Source organism: Streptococcus parasanguinis, from assembly GCF_001069785.1.
GTDB lineage: Bacteria > Bacillota > Bacilli > Lactobacillales > Streptococcaceae > Streptococcus > Streptococcus parasanguinis_T.
Genome location: NZ_JVSR01000076.1, coordinates 1 through 16,872, shown reverse-complemented (window position 1 = coordinate 16,872; position 16,872 = coordinate 1). Strand labels below are relative to the sequence as shown.

Below are 16,872 nucleotides of genomic sequence, written 5' to 3'. Positions count from 1 at the left end.
AATCCAAAAATAATTGAGAGGCTAGGACTTTTGTCCCAGCCTCTTATTTGTTGCGACTGAATAGAAGAGGAGTCACATTTTATATGACTCCTCTTCTATGGCTTATTTTAATTTTTCAGTGATTTCTTTAGCAAGTAGGAGCCCCAATCGATAGTCTTTGTTGATAGCATGGATGACATCGTTGATATTGTCGGTCTCTTGGATTTTTTCCTTGATGCTATCTTTGAAAGCTTGATCTTTCAAGAGTTGCTCTTGTAAGAGCTGTTGTAGTTTTTCTCTTTCGTACTTGTTAAATAAAAAGAGAACCACTAAACTGATGAGGATTAAGATGTAAACGGTTTGATTCATAGATTTCTCCTGTATATAAAGGATCTGAAAATGTAGAAAATGAAGGGCATTGGGCATGAGAAAAGGAGTGAGAAAGAACTAATTTTAAATGCATTTAGTTCTTTCTCACTCCCAGAAGAGATATTCTACTGATCAACAATTAGATAAGAAATTACATTTTCTCAGGTGCATCGACACCAAGTAAGCGAAGTGCTTCTTTCAAAACAACTGCTGTTGAGTAGCTAAGAGCAAGACGGCTATCGCGTTCTGGACTTTCATCCAAGATACGAGTGTGAGCATAGTACTTGTTGAAGGCTTGAGCCAAGTTAATCGCATATTTAGCGATCAAGGATGGGTCATAGTTTTCAGCGGCACGTTTCACGACACGAGAGAAGTCTTGGAGAAGTTTGATGATTTCCCAGCTTTCTGGGTCGCTCAAGCTGTAAGTTGCATCTGTTGATGGAGTGAAGTTGGCTTTGCGAAGGATGGATTGGATACGAGCGTATGCGTATTGAACGTAAGGTCCAGTTTCTCCTTCGAAGGATACCATGGCTTCAAGGTCAAAGTCATACCCGTTGCGACGGTCTGTCTTCAAATCGTAGAATTTAACCGCACCAACACCGACTGCATGTGCCACTTCTTCTTTGTTTTCAAGTTCAGGATTCTTCTCTTCGATCTGAGCTTTGGCACGAGAGATCGCTTCTTGAAGAGTTGGTTCGAGCAGGATGATATTTCCTTTACGAGTTGACAATTTTTGGCGGTTTTTTGTGACCAAACCAAAGTCAACGTGAACCATATCATCGCTCCAGTCAAATCCCATTTTCTTCAAAACAGCTTTCAACTGACGGAAGTGGTTGGATTGTTCTTGACCTACGGCGTAGATGTTTTTCACAAAGTTGTAAGTCCGTGCACGGTAGATAGCGGTTGCGATATCACGAGTGATATAAAGAGTGGCACCGTCTGATTTCTTAATCATAGCTGGTGGAAGGTTCACATCATCAAGCTCAACGATGCTAGCTCCTTTAGATTCTTTCAACAAGCCTTTGTCTTCAAGGATTTGAACCCCTTCATCCATCTTGTCGTTGTAGAAAGCTTCCCCGTTTAAGCTATCAAACTCAACACCAAGGAGTTTGTAGATACGGTTGAATTCCACCAAGCTTTCGTCACGGAACCATTGCCACAATTCAGTCGCTTCTGGATCTCCATCTTCCAATTTCTTGAACCATTTACGTCCTTCTTCATCAAGCTCAGGATCATTTTCAATTTCAGCATTGATACGAACGTAAAGTTTTAGCAATTCATCGATTGGGTTGGCTTCAACAGCTTCCTTGCTACCCCATTTTTTGTAGGCTACCATCAAGAGACCGAACTGTTTGCCCCAGTCTCCCAAGTGGTTGATTTTAATCGTGTTGTAGCCCATTTTGCGGAAGATGTTTGAAAGAGCATCCCCGATAACAGTTGAACGCAAGTGACCAACTGAGAATGGTTTTGCGATGTTTGGGCTTGAAAGGTCGATGGTGATGTTTTGACCATGTCCTTCGTCTTGTTGGCCGTAGTCTGCACCTGCTTCGATGACGGATTTGATCACCTGATCAGAGATCTTAGATTTATCTAAGAAGAAGTTCACGTAAGGTCCAGTTGCAACGACTTTTTCAAAGGCGCTTTGGTCGATCTTTTCAGCAATGTCTGCAGCGATTGCTTGAGGAGCCTTGCGTTCCACTTTTGCAAGTGAGAAGGCTGGAAAAGCAATGTCACCAAGATCAGATGATTTTGGTTGTTCAAGCAAGTTTAAAATAGCATCTTGGTCAAGAGAGTCAATCACTTTGGCCAATTCACTAGCAATGAGTTCTTTATTATTCATATTAGCTCCTTAGTCCTTTTAACTATTATTTTAACACAATTCTGAGCGAATTTTCAATTTTTTTGGTATAATTTAAAGTATATTTATTCAAAAGTGGAGGTCCAATGAAAAAGACAGAACGTCACCTTTTGATTCAACAAATGATTCGAAATGAAAAATTGTCGACTCAAAAAGAGATTCAGGATCGATTAGAAGCAAAAGGAATTGCTGTAACGCAAACTACTCTGTCACGAGATTTGCGCGATCTGGGTCTAGTCAAGGTGAAACGAAAAGACCAGTTGTATTATATTTTGCCCAATGAGCCTGAGGTGGCAGAGATTTATATTATGTTGTCCAGCCATGCCAAGTCTGTTTCACGAGCAGAATTCACCTTGGTCTTGCGGACAGAGCTAGGTGAGGCAGCTCTCTTGGCCAATGGTGTAGATGAAATGTCAGATGAGCGTATTTTGGGAACAGTAGCAGGGGCCAATACCCTCTTGATTGTCTGTCGAGACCAAGATGCAGCGATTGAAATTCAAAATGAAATTTTAGGGATGATGCAGTAGTCAAGCCCCGTTGGAGAGAAAGAGAAATGTCAAAAGGAGGAAGATAGGCAACTATCTACTCCTGTTTTCATCTATGGAGCTTGCGTCAGAAAATGATGCAAGAGTAAGGAATAAAGAAGTATGGCAGTAGAGAAAATATCCCCTGGAATGCAGCAGTATCTAGATATCAAAAAAGACTATCCGGATGCCTTTTTGCTGTTTCGAATGGGAGATTTTTACGAATTATTTTATGAAGATGCAGTGAATGCAGCTCAAATTTTAGAGATTTCCTTAACCTCACGGAATAAAAATGCAGAGAATCCGATCCCTATGGCAGGTGTTCCCTACCACTCGGCCCAGCAGTATATTGATGTCCTCATTGAACAGGGCTATAAGGTCGCGATTGCAGAACAAATGGAAGACCCCAAAGAAGCCAAGGGGGTCGTTAAGCGTGAAGTGGTACAGGTGATTACACCGGGTACAGTGGTGGATTCGACCAAGCCAGATAGTGAGAATAACTTCCTGGTTGCTTTGGATCGTTCAGGAAATGAGTATGGGCTAGCCTATATGGATCTGGTGACAGGGGAGTTTCAGGTGACGACCCTCAATGACTTTAGCATGGTTTGTGGAGAAATCCGCAATTTACGTGCGCGTGAGGTGGTCCTGGGTTATGAGTTGCCAGAACAGGAAGAGCGTGTGTTTGTTAGTCAGATGAATCTCTTGTTGTCACATGTAGAGACGGCGCTCGACGATGTTCAACTCTTAGGGGATCAGTTGAGTGAGCTAGAAAAGAAAACGGCTGGAAAACTTCTCCAGTATGTCCACCAGACACAAATGCGGGAATTAAGCCACCTCAAAAAAGCCCATCATTATGAGATTTGCGATTTCTTGCAGATGGACTTTGCGACCAAGGCTAGTCTGGATTTGACAGAGAATGCACGGACTGGGAAGAAACATGGTAGCTTGTATTGGTATTTGGATGAAACCAAGACGGCCATGGGTGGTCGTTTGTTGCGGTCCTGGATTCAGAAACCCTTGGTCGATTTGAAACGGATTCGAGAGCGCCAGGACATCATTCAGGTCTTTATGGATCATTTCTTTGAACGGAGCGATTTGACCGACAGCCTCAAAGGAGTCTATGACATTGAACGCTTAGCGAGTCGGGTTTCCTTTGGCAAGATCAATCCTAAGGATCTCTTGCAACTAGGAGATACTCTGGGGCATGTGCCGACGATTAAGTCGATTCTACTGGGGATTGGCGATCCAGTCTTAGATGTCTTGATTGCACGCTTGGATGAACTTCCTGAGTTGCATCGCTTGATTACCTCAGCTATTGCTCCGGAAGCATCTGCTGTTATTACAGAGGGAAATATCATCCGAACTGGGTTTGACGAGCAATTGGACCAGTACCGTGTCGTTCTTCGGGATGGTACGGGTTGGATTGCTGAGATTGAGGCCAAGGAGCGCGAAGCCAGCGGCATTACAGGTCTCAAAATCGATTACAACAAGAAGGATGGCTACTATTTCCATGTCACCAATTCTCAATTGAGTCACGTTCCTGCTCACTTTTTCCGCAAGGCGACCTTGAAAAATTCAGAACGCTTTGGTACGGAGGAATTGGCACGCATCGAAGGAGATATGCTAGAGGCGCGTGAGAAGTCTGCTAATTTGGAATATACAATTTTTATGCGGATTCGTGAAGAAGTTGGCAAGTATATCCAACGTCTGCAACAGTTAGCTCAGGCGATTGCGACGGTTGATGTTTTACAAAGTTTAGCCAGTGTCGCTGAGTCGCAACAATTGAATCGTCCCTTCTTTCATGAAGAACGACGAATCGCGATCGACAAAGGTCGCCATCCAGTTGTCGAGAAAGTCATGGGAGCCCAGTCCTATATTCCTAATAGCATCTTTATGGATGAAGAACGGGATATTCAGCTGATTACGGGGCCAAATATGAGCGGGAAGTCTACCTATATGCGCCAATTGGCGATCATTGTGATTCTTGCCCAAATTGGCTCCTATGTTCCAGCGCAAAAGGCCGAGTTGCCAATCTTTGATGCGATTTATACTCGAATCGGAGCTGCTGATGACCTGGTATCGGGTCAGTCTACCTTCATGGTGGAAATGATGGAGGCTAATCACGCCATTCGCAAGGCAACGACCCAGTCCTTGATTTTGTTTGATGAGTTGGGACGGGGAACGGCGACCTATGATGGGATGGCCCTCGCCCAATCCATCATCGAATACATTCACGATCGTACTGGCGCCAAAACCTTGTTTGCGACCCATTACCATGAATTGACGGCTCTTTCAGAAACCTTGTCTCGCTTGGAAAATGTCCATGTTGCGACCTTGGAGCGAGATGGTCAGGTTACCTTCTTGCACAAGATTGAACCCGGCCCAGCGGATAAGTCCTATGGGATTCACGTGGCCAAGATCGCTGGTTTACCAGAAGAATTGCTGAAGCGGGCGGATGCGATTTTGACCAAGCTCGAAGGACAAGCCCAGCAAGTACCGCTTGCGGATGTAACTCCTAAAAAGGAAGGGTCTTCGCAGGTTGCTGAACAAATGTCCCTCTTTGAGGAAGAGACAGAAAATACAGTGATTACAGAATTGAAGAATCTGGATCTCTACAATATGACTCCGATGGAAGTCATGATGGCAGTCGCCGAATTGAAAAAGAAATTGTAAAAGAAGATCCTCGTGATGGCGAGGATCTTTTATTTTAGTGGTTAGTAATGCTTTGATTGATTTCTTGGACTTGTTTTTTATAAAAATGATGGGAGACCAACCAGATGATCACGTAAACGAGGGTGAATTCGACAACGAGTGAGAAGTAAAATCCGAGTCGTGCTGGAAACCAGCCGGCCAAGGTAGCTAGGGGAATAAACCCAAGTAACATGAGTAGGTAATGGCTCAGAGTAGCCCGTAAGAGGCTCCAGTCTTTTTGAAAGAGGAGACTTCCGAAGCTAAAGAGGACCCCAATCGCACCCCAAACGAGAGCACAATAGAGCATGACCAGTGAGCCGTGAACATGATGCAAGAACATCCAGCGACCGACTGCAGAGTTGGGACTTAAGGGAAGGTACAACTCAGGTGAGAAGAGGTAGGAAAAGAAGATGGATAAGATGAGCCCGATGAAAATCCCTTTTAGGGCGTCAGAAAAAGATTGTTTTAGCATGATAATTTCTCCTTAATGGCTTTTAAGTAACGACGGGAGGAGTAGGTCAGACTCCCGTTTTTAAGATAGATTTGCACCGATCCTCCACTGGTAAAGTGCAGGTGATCGATTTCTTTTGTGTTGATAATTTCAGATTGGGAAATTTTGAGAAAGCAGGTCGGCAAGTCTTCAGATAGCTGATAGAGTGGTCCAGTCAGAATAAATTGATTTGTCATAGTCTCGCCAATTACTTGCCGATTTTCAATGTAAAAACGTTGGAATAGTTGGCTTTCGATCAGGTAAGCTTCCCCATCCTTTTTAGCACGTAAGCGCCCTTTTTGATCCAATTCTTCCACAAAGTCACGAATTTTCTCTACACGCGCAGACAGTGCAGGTGCTGTGATCATCACCGCTTCTTCTTGGAAGTGGGAATCAATTTGTACTTCAACTTTCATAAGATCGTTTCTCCCTCCTTTGGGTAAAGTCGGTTGGCCTGCTAGCCCGGCCCCTTCTTTACACTACTATTAAACACTTTTTCCAAAGGGAAGACAAGGGGATTTGTCTATGTGGTCGTTTTCTTTGCCTATGCGGTTTTTAAGGAAGAAGATGGGGACAAGCCTACGTTTTTTAAGAAAGGGAGTCTTGTAGATCTGTGGTATAATAGAGCTACATGTATCGGTGAAAAAATAGGTAAAGGAGCAGACATGTCACAGATTATTGAATTGCCAGAAGTCTTAGCCAATCAGATTGCGGCGGGTGAAGTGATTGAACGACCTGCTAGTGTGGTCAAGGAGTTGGTTGAAAACTCGATCGATGCTGGGGCTAGCCAGATCGTTGTTGAAATCGAAGAAGCAGGATTGAAGTCGATTCGGATTACAGACAATGGGGAAGGAATTGCGCACGATGAGGTCGCTTTAGCCCTCCGTCGACATGCGACCAGTAAGATCAAGAGTCAAGCGGATCTTTTTCGTATTCGAACGCTTGGTTTTCGTGGTGAGGCCATGCCTTCCATTGCTTCTGTCAGTATTCTAACCCTTCTAACGGCGCAAGAAGGAGCTGCCCACGGGACCAAATTGGTCGCAAAGGGTGGTGAAATTGAGGAAGTGGAGCCAGCGACAAGCCCTGTCGGAACCAAGATCACAGTGGAAGATCTCTTTTTTAATACACCTGCTCGTCTCAAGTATTTAAAGAGCCAGCAGGCAGAGCTATCCCATATCGTGGATATTCTCAATCGCTTGAGCTTGGCCCATCCTGAGATCGCCTTTACCTTGATCAATGATGGAAAAGAAATGACCAAAACAGCGGGGACTGGCAATCTCCGGCAAGCGATTGCAGGTGTCTATGGACTTGCGTCTGCTAAGAAGATGGTGGCCATTGAAAATCGCGACCTAGATTTTGAAGTGACGGGCTTTGTGTCTTTGCCTGAATTGACTCGTGCCAATCGCAATTACATCAGTCTCTTTATCAACGGCCGTTACATCAAGAATTTCTTGCTCAATCGAGCTATTTTAGACGGCTATGGCAGTAAACTCATGGTGGGTCGCTTTCCACTCGCGATCATTAATATCCAGATCGACCCTTACTTAGCGGATGTCAATGTTCACCCTACCAAGCAAGAGGTTCGTATTTCCAAAGAACGAGAACTGATGGCCTTGATCTCCCAGGCTATTGCGAACGCTTTGAAAGAGCAGGACCTGATTCCGGATGCTCTAGAAAATCTAGCCAAGTCGACCATTCGCCGAACAGAAAAGCCAGTACAGACAACCCTGCCTTTAAAAGAAAACCGCCTCTATTATGACCGAGAGAGCCAAGATTTCAAGCTTCGACCAGAAGTGGCAGATCCTCAACGGCCTCTAGCAGATGAGACTGCTACTGAAGCTAGAATCCAAGAAAACCCAGTAGAAAAACCAACAAGCGCGATCAAGTTTGCGGAAAGAAAGGCTGTGGTTTATGATGAACTGGATCATCCAGAGTTGGATCTGGCTAGTCTAGACAAGGTCTATGATAAGTTGGATGGGGAAGAACATTCGACCTTCCCAGAGTTGGAATATTTTGGTCAGATGCATGGAACCTATCTCTTTGCCCAAGGCAATGGGGGCCTTTATATCATTGACCAGCACGCGGCCCAAGAGCGGGTCAAATACGAAGAATACCGGGAGAGCATCGGGGACGTAGACGGCAGTCAGCAACAACTGCTGGTGCCCTATATCTTTGAGTTCCCTGCAGACGATCTAATCCGCCTACAACAGCGCAAGCACCTCCTAGAAGAAGTGGGCGTCTACTTAGAAGAATACGGAGCCAACCAGTTGATCTTACGGGAGCATCCGATCTGGATGAAGGAGGAAGAGATCGAGTCGGGTATCTATGAAATGTGTGATATGCTCCTCTTGACCAAGGAAGTGTCCATCAAGAAATACCGAGCTGAGTTGGCTATCATGATGTCCTGCAAACGCTCTATCAAGGCCAACCATATACTGGACGATTACTCTGCACGGGATCTCATCTATCAACTGTCCCAATGTGACAACCCCTATAACTGCCCCCACGGCCGTCCCGTCTTGGTTAACTTTACCAAGTCAGATATGGAAAAGATGTTCCGACGTATTCAAGAAAATCACACCAGTCTACGGGAATTGGGCAAGTATTAAACAAACAATAAAGGAAGATTATGTACGAATACATTAAAGGAATTTTAACGAAAATCACTGCTAAATACATTGTGGTAGAAACAGCTGGGATCGGCTATCTCTTGCATGTGGCCAATCCCTATGCCTACTCTGGCAAAATGAATCAAGAGGTGCAAGTCTATCTGCACCAAGTGGTCCGTGAAGACGCTCACCTTCTCTATGGCTTTGCGACAGAGGAAGAGAAACAGCTCTTTTTAAACTTGATCTCAGTCTCTGGGATTGGACCTGTCTCAGCTCTGGCTATCATTGCTGCGGATGACAATGCAGGCCTTGTCCAAGCCATCGAAAGCAAGAACATCACTTACTTGACCAAGTTTCCGAAGATCGGCAAGAAAACAGCCCAACAGATGGTCTTGGATCTGGAAGGTAAGATCAATCTTGATCTAGAAGATGCACCGGCTCAGTCCAAAGCCAAAGTTGCAGAAGAAAACCAAGCCCTTGAAGAAGCTATGGAAGCCATGTTGGCATTGGGATACAAGGCAACGGAACTCAAGAAAATCAAGAAATTCTTTGAAGGAACTTCTGATACTGCTGAAAACTACATCAAGTCTGCCCTGAAGATGTTGGTGAAATAGGAGGTTCCTATGCCAAAACGTTGTGGCTGGGTCAAAATGACCAACCCCCTCTATGTGGCCTATCATGATGAAGAATGGGGACGACCCCTGCATGATGACCAGGCGCTTTTTGAGTTGCTTTGTATGGAGACCTATCAGGCTGGTTTGTCTTGGGAAACGGTCCTCAATAAACGGCAGACTTTCCGAGAATCTTTTCATGGTTACCATCTTCAACGCGTCGCAGAGATGACGGATGAAGAACTGGAATCCTTGTTAGACAATCCAGCTATCATCCGAAATCGTGCCAAGATCTTTGCGACACGGGCCAATGCTCAAGCCTTTCTACAAGTCCAGGAGGAATTTGGATCGTTTGATGCTTATCTTTGGTCTTTTGTCAATGGGAAAACCATCGTCAATGATGTCCCGGATTACCGACAGGCTCCTGCCAAGACAGCTCTTTCTGAGAAGTTAGCCAAAGATCTCAAAAAACGTGGTTTTAAGTTCACAGGACCAGTCGCAGTTTTATCCTACCTACAAGCAGCAGGCCTGGTCAATGATCATGAGAATGATTGTGATTGGAAATAGGAACAATAAAAAGTCGCAGGTTGCGACTTTTTTAAATAATTTAGGAAATTGTGTTAAAATGAAATGAAAATTACGAATAGTATAAGTAGGAGGCACCATGAAGGCGGAAATTATTGCAGTTGGAACGGAAATTCTAACAGGACAAATTGTGAACACCAATGCTCAGTTCTTGTCTGAAAAATTGGCTAGTTTAGGGATTGATGTCTATTATCATGTGGCGGTAGGAGATAATGAAGGTCGTCTCTTCTCGACCATTGAGACAGCTTCAAAACGCAGTGATTTGGTGATTTTATGTGGTGGACTTGGGCCAACAGAGGATGATTTGACCAAGCAAACCCTTGCTAAGTTTTTAGGGAAAGAACTGGTTTTTGATCCGACAGCGCTTGCCAAACTCGACACCTTCTTTGCCAGTCGCCCTGATTATGTCCGGACGCCCAATAATGAGCGACAAGCACAATTGATTGCCGGTTCAATCCCCCTTCAAAACCGTACAGGTCTCGCGGTTGGAGGTTTGATTGAAGTCGATGGTGTGACCTATGTCGTTCTACCTGGTCCACCAAGTGAGTTAAAACCCATGGTCAATGAACAATTGGTGCCTCATTTGACAACAGGGGAGCAGCTCTTTTCAAGAGTCTTGCGCTTCTTTGGGATTGGGGAAAGCCAGCTGGTTACGATCCTAGCAGATATCATTGAAGAGCAGAGTGATCCGACAGTGGCCCCTTATGCCAAGACAGGAGAAGTGACCTTGCGTCTGTCTACAAAGGCGAAGGATCAAACTTCAGCGGATGCTAAGCTCGATGTCTTAGAAAAGGAAATCTTATCACGCCACACCCTGGATCATCAACCTTTGCAAGAGTTGTTTTACGGTTATGGGGATGACAATTCGATGGCCAAGGTGGCCTTTGATCTCTTGAAACGGACTGGTAAGACCATTACAGCTGCAGAAAGCCTGACGGCTGGCCTCTTCCAAGCGACTTTGGCAGATTTTTCAGGGGCGTCTAGCATCTTTGCAGGTGGTTTTGTCACCTATAGTCTGGAAGAAAAAAGCAAGATGTTGTCCATTCCAGCTCAAGAGTTGGAGCAACATGGAGTAGTGTCTCATTTTACAGCTCAAGCCATGGCTTCACAGGCCCGTAAGTTAACAGGATCCGATTATGGTGTTAGCCTAACCGGAGTTGCGGGGCCAGATAGTCTAGAAGGGCACCCAGCAGGGACTGTCTTTATCGGACTTGCGACTCCAAATGGAGTGGATAGTGTCCAAGTTAATATCGCTGGACGTAGCCGGGCGGATGTCCGCGAAATTGCAGTCCTTCATGCCTTTAATTTGGTACGCTTGGCTGTATTAAATGGTGAAAATTTGGTATAATGAAGCTTGTGCCAAATGAAGAATAATTCTAAAAATGGATAGGAAATGTGCCTTTCAAAGGACGGAAAACGTCAGTGAGTTGCATGCATTTCCTGTATAGCAAAAACATAGGAGAAAAGAATGGCGAAAAAACAGAAAAAATTAGATGACATCTCTAAGAAATTTGGAGATGAGCGTGAAAAAGCGCTTAATGATGCCCTGAAGTTGATCGAGAAGGATTTTGGTAAAGGATCGATCATGCGTTTGGGCGAACGTGCAGAGCAAAAAGTTCAAGTCATGAGCTCTGGTTCCTTGGCGCTTGATATTGCCTTGGGTGCTGGTGGTTATCCAAAAGGTCGGATCATCGAAATCTATGGTCCAGAATCATCTGGTAAAACAACCGTTGCCCTCCATGCAGTAGCCCAAGCACAGAAAGAAGGGGGCATTGCTGCCTTTATTGATGCCGAGCATGCCTTGGATCCATCTTATGCAGCAGCTCTTGGGGTCAATATCGACGAACTTCTCTTGTCTCAACCAGACTCAGGGGAACAAGGACTTGAAATTGCTGGTAAATTGATCGACTCTGGTGCGGTTGATTTGGTGGTTGTCGACTCTGTTGCGGCCTTGGTACCACGTGCGGAAATCGATGGAGATATCGGGGATAGCCACGTTGGTTTGCAAGCGCGGATGATGAGCCAAGCGATGCGTAAACTCGGAGCTTCGATCAATAAGACCAAGACCATTGCCATCTTTATCAACCAATTGCGTGAAAAAGTTGGGGTCATGTTTGGGAACCCTGAAACCACACCTGGTGGTCGTGCCCTGAAATTCTACGCTTCTGTCCGTCTAGATGTTCGTGGAAATACTCAAATCAAGGGGACTGGGGACCAAAAAGATACCAACGTTGGTAAGGAAACCAAGATCAAGGTTGTGAAGAACAAGGTAGCTCCACCGTTCAAAGAAGCCATGGTCGAAATCATGTACGGGGAAGGAATTTCACGTACAGGTGAATTGGTGAAGATTGCAACAGATTTGGATATCATCCAAAAAGCGGGTGCGTGGTACTCCTATAATGGCGAAAAAATTGGTCAAGGATCTGAAAATGCTAAGAAATTCTTGGCTGACCACCCAGAAATTTTTGACGAAATTGACCACAAGGTTCGGGTTCATTTTGGTTTGATCGAAGAAGACGAAGCAGTGAAAACCCTTGATAAAACTGAAGAAGCAGCTCCTGTCGTAGAAGAAGTAACTCTAGATTTAGATGACGCGATTGAAATTGAAGATTAATTTTTTTCAAAATAGGTCGCTAGACTGATGGTTTTTGTGTTATAATTTAATACGATAGTATTATCGTGTAGCGAAAGGAGTGCATGCATGATTAAAATTTATACAGTGTCAAGTTGCACCAGCTGTAAAAAAGCAAAGACTTGGCTCAACGCTCACCAGCTAACTTATAAAGAACAAAACCTCGGTAAGGAAGGGATCACCAAAGAAGAATTGTTGGATATCCTTACAAAGACTGAAAATGGAGTGGCAAGTATTGTCTCTTCAAAAAATCGATACGCTAAAAATCTAGGAGTGGACATCGAAGACTTGAGTGTCAATGAAGTCATTGACATCATCATGGAAACACCTCGTATTCTTAAAAGTCCGATCTTGGTAGATGACAAACGTCTCCAAGTGGGCTACAAAGAAGACGATATTCGTGCCTTCTTGCCACGATCAGTTCGAAATGTAGAAAATGCAGAAGCGCGGATGCGTGCAGCTCTTTAAAGCGATTGAAAATCAGAAACAATTTGTTTCTGATTTTTTTCTTTTTAAAAATCGGAATGAAAAGCAGTTTACTGCGCCATTTTACGAAATCTATGATACAATATTTTAGAAAACAATAACTAGTAAGGAATGGAAAATGAAAAGGAAAATCTTCTTATTGGGTGCACTTGCCTTGTGTTTGACTGGATGCGGTCAAAAAAAACAAGCGAAAACGCCAAATTCAAGTGAACAAAAGGCAATCCAAGCAAAAGCAGAGCAACTGCAAAAGGATAATAAGAGTATCCTGCAAAAAGCTGAAGAAAATAAAGTCATCACTAGAACCTTTGTCTTTCCAAAAGATGACAAGGGGACACAACAGACGCAAATCGTCACCTATGTGGGGAATACCTTTAAAAAGTTGGAGACCATCAATGTGACGGCAACCGATGAGGAGTTGAAAAAAGGGATCCAACAGGTTGGAGTCGAGGAAGCACAAAAGCAATTGAGAGAATCCTTTAACAAGGACGATGCATTTAAGGAAGCTTTGACAGTGCCAGGTTTCACAGCTGATTTGACCTTGGAAAATGAGAATGAATACAAGGTAACCATCACCTATGATTTTGAAGCAATGGATGTGAAGAAGGCTGAAGGCATGACCTACTTCAAAAACAATCACTTACCAGAGTTGTTGAAGCTGACACCGAGTCAATTTGCGGATAATCTTATCAATGCTGGAGCGAGTGAGCAAAAATAAAAAAACAGTTTAGCTAAAATAGCTCAAAAATGCTTGAAAAAGCCGTAAAATCAAGGGCTTGGCCGTTGTGGAAAACTCTTGATTATGGTATAATAGTAATATTCTAAGGAAAGAGGGTGTTCTTGTGGGATTTACAGATGAAACAGTACGTTTTAATCTTGATGATTCAAATCGTAAGGAAATTAGCGAGACCTTGAAAGATGTTTACTTGTCACTGGATGAAAAAGGCTACAATCCAATTAATCAAATCGTAGGATACGTACTCAGTGGTGATCCTGCCTATGTACCTCGTTATAATAATGCACGGAACCAAATTCGTAAATATGAACGTGACGAGATCGTGGAAGAATTGGTACGTTATTATTTGAAAGGGCAAGGAATAGACCTCTAATGAGAATTATGGGATTGGATGTCGGTTCAAAGACCGTCGGGGTTGCTGTGAGTGATCCTCTCGGTTTTACAGCTCAGGGTCTTGAAATCATTCAAATTGATGAGGACAAAAAAGAATTTGGCTTAGAACGATTAGCTGAATTAGTAGCTCAATACAAGGTAGACCGTTTTGTTGTGGGTTTGCCGAAAAACATGAACAACACAAGCGGACCGCGTGTGGAAGCCAGTCAGGCTTATGGCGCAATGATTGCTGAAAAGTTTGGGTTGCCAGTCGACTACCAAGACGAACGGTTGACAACAGTTGCCGCAGAGCGGATGTTGATTGAGCAAGCAGACGTTAGCCGTAGCAAACGCAAAAAAGTTATTGATAAGTTAGCGGCGCAGCTCATTTTACAAAATTATTTAGATCGTAATTTTTAGAAAGAAAACGAGGAAGAATAGTATGGCACATGATCATAACCACGACCATGAAGAACGTGAATTAATCACATTGGTGGATGAACAAGGAAATGAAACCTTGTTTGAAATTCTTTTGACCATCGATGGCAAAGAAGAGTTTGGAAAGAACTATGTCCTTTTGATCCCTGCAAATGCAGAAGAAGATGAAAATGGCGAAGTTGAAATTCAAGCTTATTCATTTACAGAAAACGAAGACGGAACAGAGGGCGACCTTCAACCAATCCCAGAAGACTCAGATGCAGAATGGGATATGATCGAAGAAGTCTTCAACAGCTTTATGGAGGAGTAAAAATGTTCAGTGAACATTTTTACCCTTGCGCTAAAAATAAAGACCGCAAGTAAGTCCGGGGGACGTTTTTAGCCCAACTCCTAGAAACTAGAAAGAGTTGGTAAGTCCGGGGGACATTTTTACCCTTGCGCTAGAAATGAAGACCGCAAGTAAGTCCAGTGGACGTTTTTAGCTCTGCTTCAAGAAACAAGAAAAAGCAGGAAGTCCGATGGACCTGCTGTAAAATGAGAACGAAACAATTACAAAAGAAAGGAGCGCAAACGTCAGAAGAGGTTTTGTCGCTTTTTTCTTTTAGGAGGAAGATGTGAATAAGATTGAGCAATGGATGAATAGTCGGATCGGTCTAAATTTTCGATCGGGACTGGATCGTATGGAGCAGGCAGTGAGCCTTTTAGGGAGGCCGGATAAGGCTTATCCGATCCTTCATGTGACAGGAACCAATGGGAAGGGATCCACAATCGCCTTTTTGCGTCAATTATTGATGGCTCACGGAAAGAAGGTTGGAACCTTTACTTCTCCTCATATGATCAGTATCCATGATCGGATTTGTATTGGGGATCAGCCGATTTCAGATGAAGATTTTACTCGGATTGGCCAAGAAGTCCAACAAATGGAGCAGACCTTGCTTCAAACCCAGGACCAACTCTCTTATTTTGAGATTATCTGCCTCATGGCCCTCTTGTATTTTAAGGAACAAGCAGTGGACGTGGTCTTGCTGGAAGTTGGTATCGGTGGGCTTCTGGATACGACCAACGTAGTGACGGGAGAGATTGCAGTGATCACTTCGGTTGGCCTGGATCACCAGGAAACGCTGGGAGGGACGATTGCGGAAATCGCCCAGCAAAAGGCAGGAATCTTTAAGAAGGGCAAGAAAGCTGTGGTGGGTCCCTTATCGGATGATGCTATAGCTGTTTGTCAAGAAAAAGCGGAGCAATTGGCTGTGGGTCTCCACGCCTTCCAGAAAGATTTTGGCATAGAGCAGGATCGCTTTTGGAATGAAAGTGTGGATATTGTCTTGCCGTCTCTGGGCTTGAAGGGTGATTACCAACGGGAAAATGCTGCAGTAGCTCTGGAGGCCTTTCTCCTCTATATGGAAAGCCTAGATGAAGAAGTGGATATGGAGCAGGTCAAGCACGCCTTGCAAGAGACGCGGTGGCCGGGCCGTCTAGAGTTGTTTGGCGACCAGGTGTATCTGGATGGCGCCCATAATCCTCATGCTATGTTGCGCTTGATCGAGTTTGCCAATAGCTTAGCAGGAAAGCGCGTGAAGATTTTATTTGGGGCCCTCAAGCGAAAAGATTATAGAGGGATGCTCCAAACGCTTCAAGCGGGATTGCCGGAAGCTGAATTGATTTTGACGACCTTTCATTACGGTGAAGTGGTGGCACAAGGCGACCGACAAGACCTGCCCTATGTAGCGGACTACAAGGCCTATATCAAAGAATTTATGGATCAGAGTTCCCCAGATGAAGTCTTATTTGTCACAGGATCCTTGTATTTTATTGCGGAAGTAAGGGCATTTTTATTAGAGGGGTAAACAATTGACCTAAAGACTTTCTTGGCGTATACTGGTGGTAGATAGTATACGGTTATGGCGAAAGGAGCCGATCTTAATGAAAAAAATCATGTCTATAATGACCTTGGCAGTAGCCCTTTTCCTGACTGCTTGTAGCCAGCAAGAACAAACGCCAAAAGCCTCAAGTAGCGCTAGCTCACATTCATCTGAGACAGTGGCTTCGACCAGTGAAAAGTCAGGGCAAGGGGTGTCCATAGATGGAAGCTATCGAGGACAGGACGAGGAAAATACGATCCTCTTAGTTGTGACGGGTCAAAAAGGCACGTTTACGGTGCAAGATGCTGATGGAGAAGAAGAGACCAAAGAGGTCAGCATTGATCCGGTCAATCAATCCATGCGTATCGGGGATGAGCCTTATCGCTATCGGATCGAAGGAGATCAGTTGTCGCTAGAAGACCTGGAGCAAGCAGAGGATGATCAAGGGATTATCGTTTTAACCAAGCAATAAGGGACGAAACAATTGAGAGGCTGGGACAAAAGTCCTAGCCTCTCAATTGTTTTTGGATTGTCGAGCAAGACGCAGTGGTTGAGTGGGCTCTACTACGCTGATTTCATCAGTTTTTACAGCCCTACTCAACTGTGCGGAGGTGGGACGACGAAATCGAATTC

At 44.3% G+C, this 16,872-nt stretch carries 18 protein-coding genes; 14 read left to right on the top strand and 4 right to left on the bottom strand.

What is annotated here, in order from left to right:
• Nucleotides 1-102: 102 nt before the first annotated feature.
• Both ADG03_RS06695 and argS read right to left on the bottom strand, forming a co-directional pair.
• Nucleotides 103-348 (bottom strand): hypothetical protein, encoded by a 246-nt coding sequence (locus tag ADG03_RS06695; protein WP_049472117.1) that lies wholly within the window; start codon nt 346-348, stop codon nt 103-105.
• Nucleotides 349-499: 151 nt separating this feature from the next.
• Nucleotides 500-2,188, bottom strand: coding sequence for an arginine--tRNA ligase (gene argS / locus ADG03_RS06690; protein WP_049472116.1), 1,689 nt, complete (start codon nt 2,186-2,188; stop codon nt 500-502).
• Nucleotides 2,189-2,292: 104 nt separating this feature from the next.
• Here argS and argR point away from each other — a divergent pair, with 104 nt between their 5' ends.
• Both argR and mutS read left to right on the top strand, forming a co-directional pair.
• A complete protein-coding gene (argR, locus tag ADG03_RS06685) occupies nt 2,293-2,733 on the top strand; it encodes an arginine repressor (RefSeq protein WP_003009125.1) in 441 nt (146 codons plus the stop codon).
• Between the two features lie 120 nt (nt 2,734-2,853).
• Nucleotides 2,854-5,403: a DNA mismatch repair protein MutS gene (gene mutS / locus ADG03_RS06680; RefSeq protein ID WP_049472115.1), complete on the top strand. Its 2,550-nt coding sequence runs from the start codon at nt 2,854-2,856 to the stop codon at nt 5,401-5,403.
• Between the two features lie 34 nt (nt 5,404-5,437).
• Here the strand turns inward: mutS and ADG03_RS06675 are convergent, their stop codons facing one another.
• Both ADG03_RS06675 and ADG03_RS06670 read right to left on the bottom strand, forming a co-directional pair.
• On the bottom strand, nt 5,438-5,893 hold the full coding sequence (locus tag ADG03_RS06675; protein ID WP_021154102.1) for a DUF3021 domain-containing protein: 456 nt from the start codon (nt 5,891-5,893) through the stop codon (nt 5,438-5,440).
• Nucleotides 5,887-6,327 (bottom strand): LytTR family DNA-binding domain-containing protein, encoded by a 441-nt coding sequence (locus tag ADG03_RS06670; protein ID WP_049472114.1) that lies wholly within the window; start codon nt 6,325-6,327, stop codon nt 5,887-5,889. Before ADG03_RS06670 ends, ADG03_RS06675 begins: the two co-directional genes overlap by 7 nt.
• 249 nt (nt 6,328-6,576) lie before the next feature.
• Here ADG03_RS06670 and mutL point away from each other — a divergent pair, with 249 nt between their 5' ends.
• The 12 genes from mutL (at nt 6,577) to ADG03_RS06610 (ending at nt 16,711) form a co-directional block, all read left to right on the top strand.
• The gene (mutL, locus tag ADG03_RS06665; protein WP_049472118.1) at nt 6,577-8,520 is read left to right on the top strand and encodes a DNA mismatch repair endonuclease MutL; all 1,944 of its coding nucleotides are present in this window, start codon (nt 6,577-6,579) and stop codon (nt 8,518-8,520) included.
• Nucleotides 8,521-8,540: 20 nt separating this feature from the next.
• On the top strand, nt 8,541-9,134 hold the full coding sequence (gene ruvA, locus ADG03_RS06660) for a Holliday junction branch migration protein RuvA (protein ID WP_013904320.1): 594 nt from the start codon (nt 8,541-8,543) through the stop codon (nt 9,132-9,134).
• 9 nt (nt 9,135-9,143) lie between these two features.
• Nucleotides 9,144-9,698 carry a DNA-3-methyladenine glycosylase I gene (locus tag ADG03_RS06655; protein WP_049472113.1) on the top strand — a complete coding sequence of 185 codons (555 nt, stop codon included), beginning with the start codon at nt 9,144-9,146 and terminating at the stop codon, nt 9,696-9,698.
• Between the two features lie 97 nt (nt 9,699-9,795).
• Nucleotides 9,796-11,064 carry a competence/damage-inducible protein A gene (locus ADG03_RS06650; protein ID WP_049472112.1) on the top strand — a complete coding sequence of 423 codons (1,269 nt, stop codon included), beginning with the start codon at nt 9,796-9,798 and terminating at the stop codon, nt 11,062-11,064.
• 120 nt (nt 11,065-11,184) lie between these two features.
• Nucleotides 11,185-12,330: a recombinase RecA gene (gene recA, locus ADG03_RS06645; protein ID WP_003002082.1), complete on the top strand. Its 1,146-nt coding sequence runs from the start codon at nt 11,185-11,187 to the stop codon at nt 12,328-12,330.
• Nucleotides 12,331-12,417: 87 nt separating this feature from the next.
• Complete coding sequence (gene spx, locus ADG03_RS06640; RefSeq protein WP_003009108.1) at nt 12,418-12,816, top strand: transcriptional regulator Spx; 399 nt, start codon at nt 12,418-12,420, stop codon at nt 12,814-12,816.
• A gap of 136 nt (nt 12,817-12,952) precedes the next feature.
• Nucleotides 12,953-13,549 (top strand): SP0191 family lipoprotein, encoded by a 597-nt coding sequence (locus ADG03_RS06635; protein WP_031576799.1) that lies wholly within the window; start codon nt 12,953-12,955, stop codon nt 13,547-13,549.
• Between the two features lie 124 nt (nt 13,550-13,673).
• Nucleotides 13,674-13,940, top strand: coding sequence for an IreB family regulatory phosphoprotein (locus ADG03_RS06630; RefSeq protein ID WP_003002070.1), 267 nt, complete (start codon nt 13,674-13,676; stop codon nt 13,938-13,940).
• Nucleotides 13,940-14,359: a Holliday junction resolvase RuvX gene (gene ruvX / locus ADG03_RS06625; RefSeq protein ID WP_049472111.1), complete on the top strand. Its 420-nt coding sequence runs from the start codon at nt 13,940-13,942 to the stop codon at nt 14,357-14,359. The genes ADG03_RS06630 and ruvX overlap by 1 nt, the downstream gene beginning before the upstream one ends.
• Before the next feature lie 22 nt (nt 14,360-14,381).
• Nucleotides 14,382-14,687 (top strand): DUF1292 domain-containing protein, encoded by a 306-nt coding sequence (locus ADG03_RS06620; RefSeq protein ID WP_003001941.1) that lies wholly within the window; start codon nt 14,382-14,384, stop codon nt 14,685-14,687.
• 304 nt (nt 14,688-14,991) lie between these two features.
• Nucleotides 14,992-16,224 (top strand): bifunctional folylpolyglutamate synthase/dihydrofolate synthase, encoded by a 1,233-nt coding sequence (locus ADG03_RS06615; protein ID WP_049472110.1) that lies wholly within the window; start codon nt 14,992-14,994, stop codon nt 16,222-16,224.
• A 76-nt stretch (nt 16,225-16,300) separates the two neighbouring features.
• The gene (locus ADG03_RS06610; RefSeq protein ID WP_049472109.1) at nt 16,301-16,711 is read left to right on the top strand and encodes an SP_0198 family lipoprotein; all 411 of its coding nucleotides are present in this window, start codon (nt 16,301-16,303) and stop codon (nt 16,709-16,711) included.
• Nucleotides 16,712-16,872 lie beyond the last annotated feature (161 nt).

Excerpts from the sequence above, each read along its gene's own strand:
- ADG03_RS06655 (WP_049472113.1), top strand. The coding sequence starts at position 9,144 with ATGCCAAAACGTTGTGGCTGGGTCAAAATGACCAACCCCCTCTATGTG.
- argR (WP_003009125.1), top strand. The coding sequence starts at position 2,293 with ATGAAAAAGACAGAACGTCACCTTTTGATTCAACAAATGATTCGAAAT.
- ADG03_RS06620 (WP_003001941.1), top strand. The coding sequence starts at position 14,382 with ATGGCACATGATCATAACCACGACCATGAAGAACGTGAATTAATCACA.
- spx (WP_003009108.1), top strand. The coding sequence starts at position 12,418 with ATGATTAAAATTTATACAGTGTCAAGTTGCACCAGCTGTAAAAAAGCA.
- argS (WP_049472116.1), bottom strand. The coding sequence starts at position 2,188 with ATGAATAATAAAGAACTCATTGCTAGTGAATTGGCCAAAGTGATTGAC.
- ADG03_RS06695 (WP_049472117.1), bottom strand. The coding sequence starts at position 348 with ATGAATCAAACCGTTTACATCTTAATCCTCATCAGTTTAGTGGTTCTC.
- mutS (WP_049472115.1), top strand. The coding sequence starts at position 2,854 with ATGGCAGTAGAGAAAATATCCCCTGGAATGCAGCAGTATCTAGATATC.
- ruvX (WP_049472111.1), top strand. The coding sequence starts at position 13,940 with ATGAGAATTATGGGATTGGATGTCGGTTCAAAGACCGTCGGGGTTGCT.
- recA (WP_003002082.1), top strand. The coding sequence starts at position 11,185 with ATGGCGAAAAAACAGAAAAAATTAGATGACATCTCTAAGAAATTTGGA.
- ADG03_RS06650 (WP_049472112.1), top strand. The coding sequence starts at position 9,796 with ATGAAGGCGGAAATTATTGCAGTTGGAACGGAAATTCTAACAGGACAA.
- ADG03_RS06670 (WP_049472114.1), bottom strand. The coding sequence starts at position 6,327 with ATGAAAGTTGAAGTACAAATTGATTCCCACTTCCAAGAAGAAGCGGTG.
- ruvA (WP_013904320.1), top strand. The coding sequence starts at position 8,541 with ATGTACGAATACATTAAAGGAATTTTAACGAAAATCACTGCTAAATAC.
- mutL (WP_049472118.1), top strand. The coding sequence starts at position 6,577 with ATGTCACAGATTATTGAATTGCCAGAAGTCTTAGCCAATCAGATTGCG.
- ADG03_RS06635 (WP_031576799.1), top strand. The coding sequence starts at position 12,953 with ATGAAAAGGAAAATCTTCTTATTGGGTGCACTTGCCTTGTGTTTGACT.
- ADG03_RS06610 (WP_049472109.1), top strand. The coding sequence starts at position 16,301 with ATGAAAAAAATCATGTCTATAATGACCTTGGCAGTAGCCCTTTTCCTG.
- ADG03_RS06675 (WP_021154102.1), bottom strand. The coding sequence starts at position 5,893 with ATGCTAAAACAATCTTTTTCTGACGCCCTAAAAGGGATTTTCATCGGG.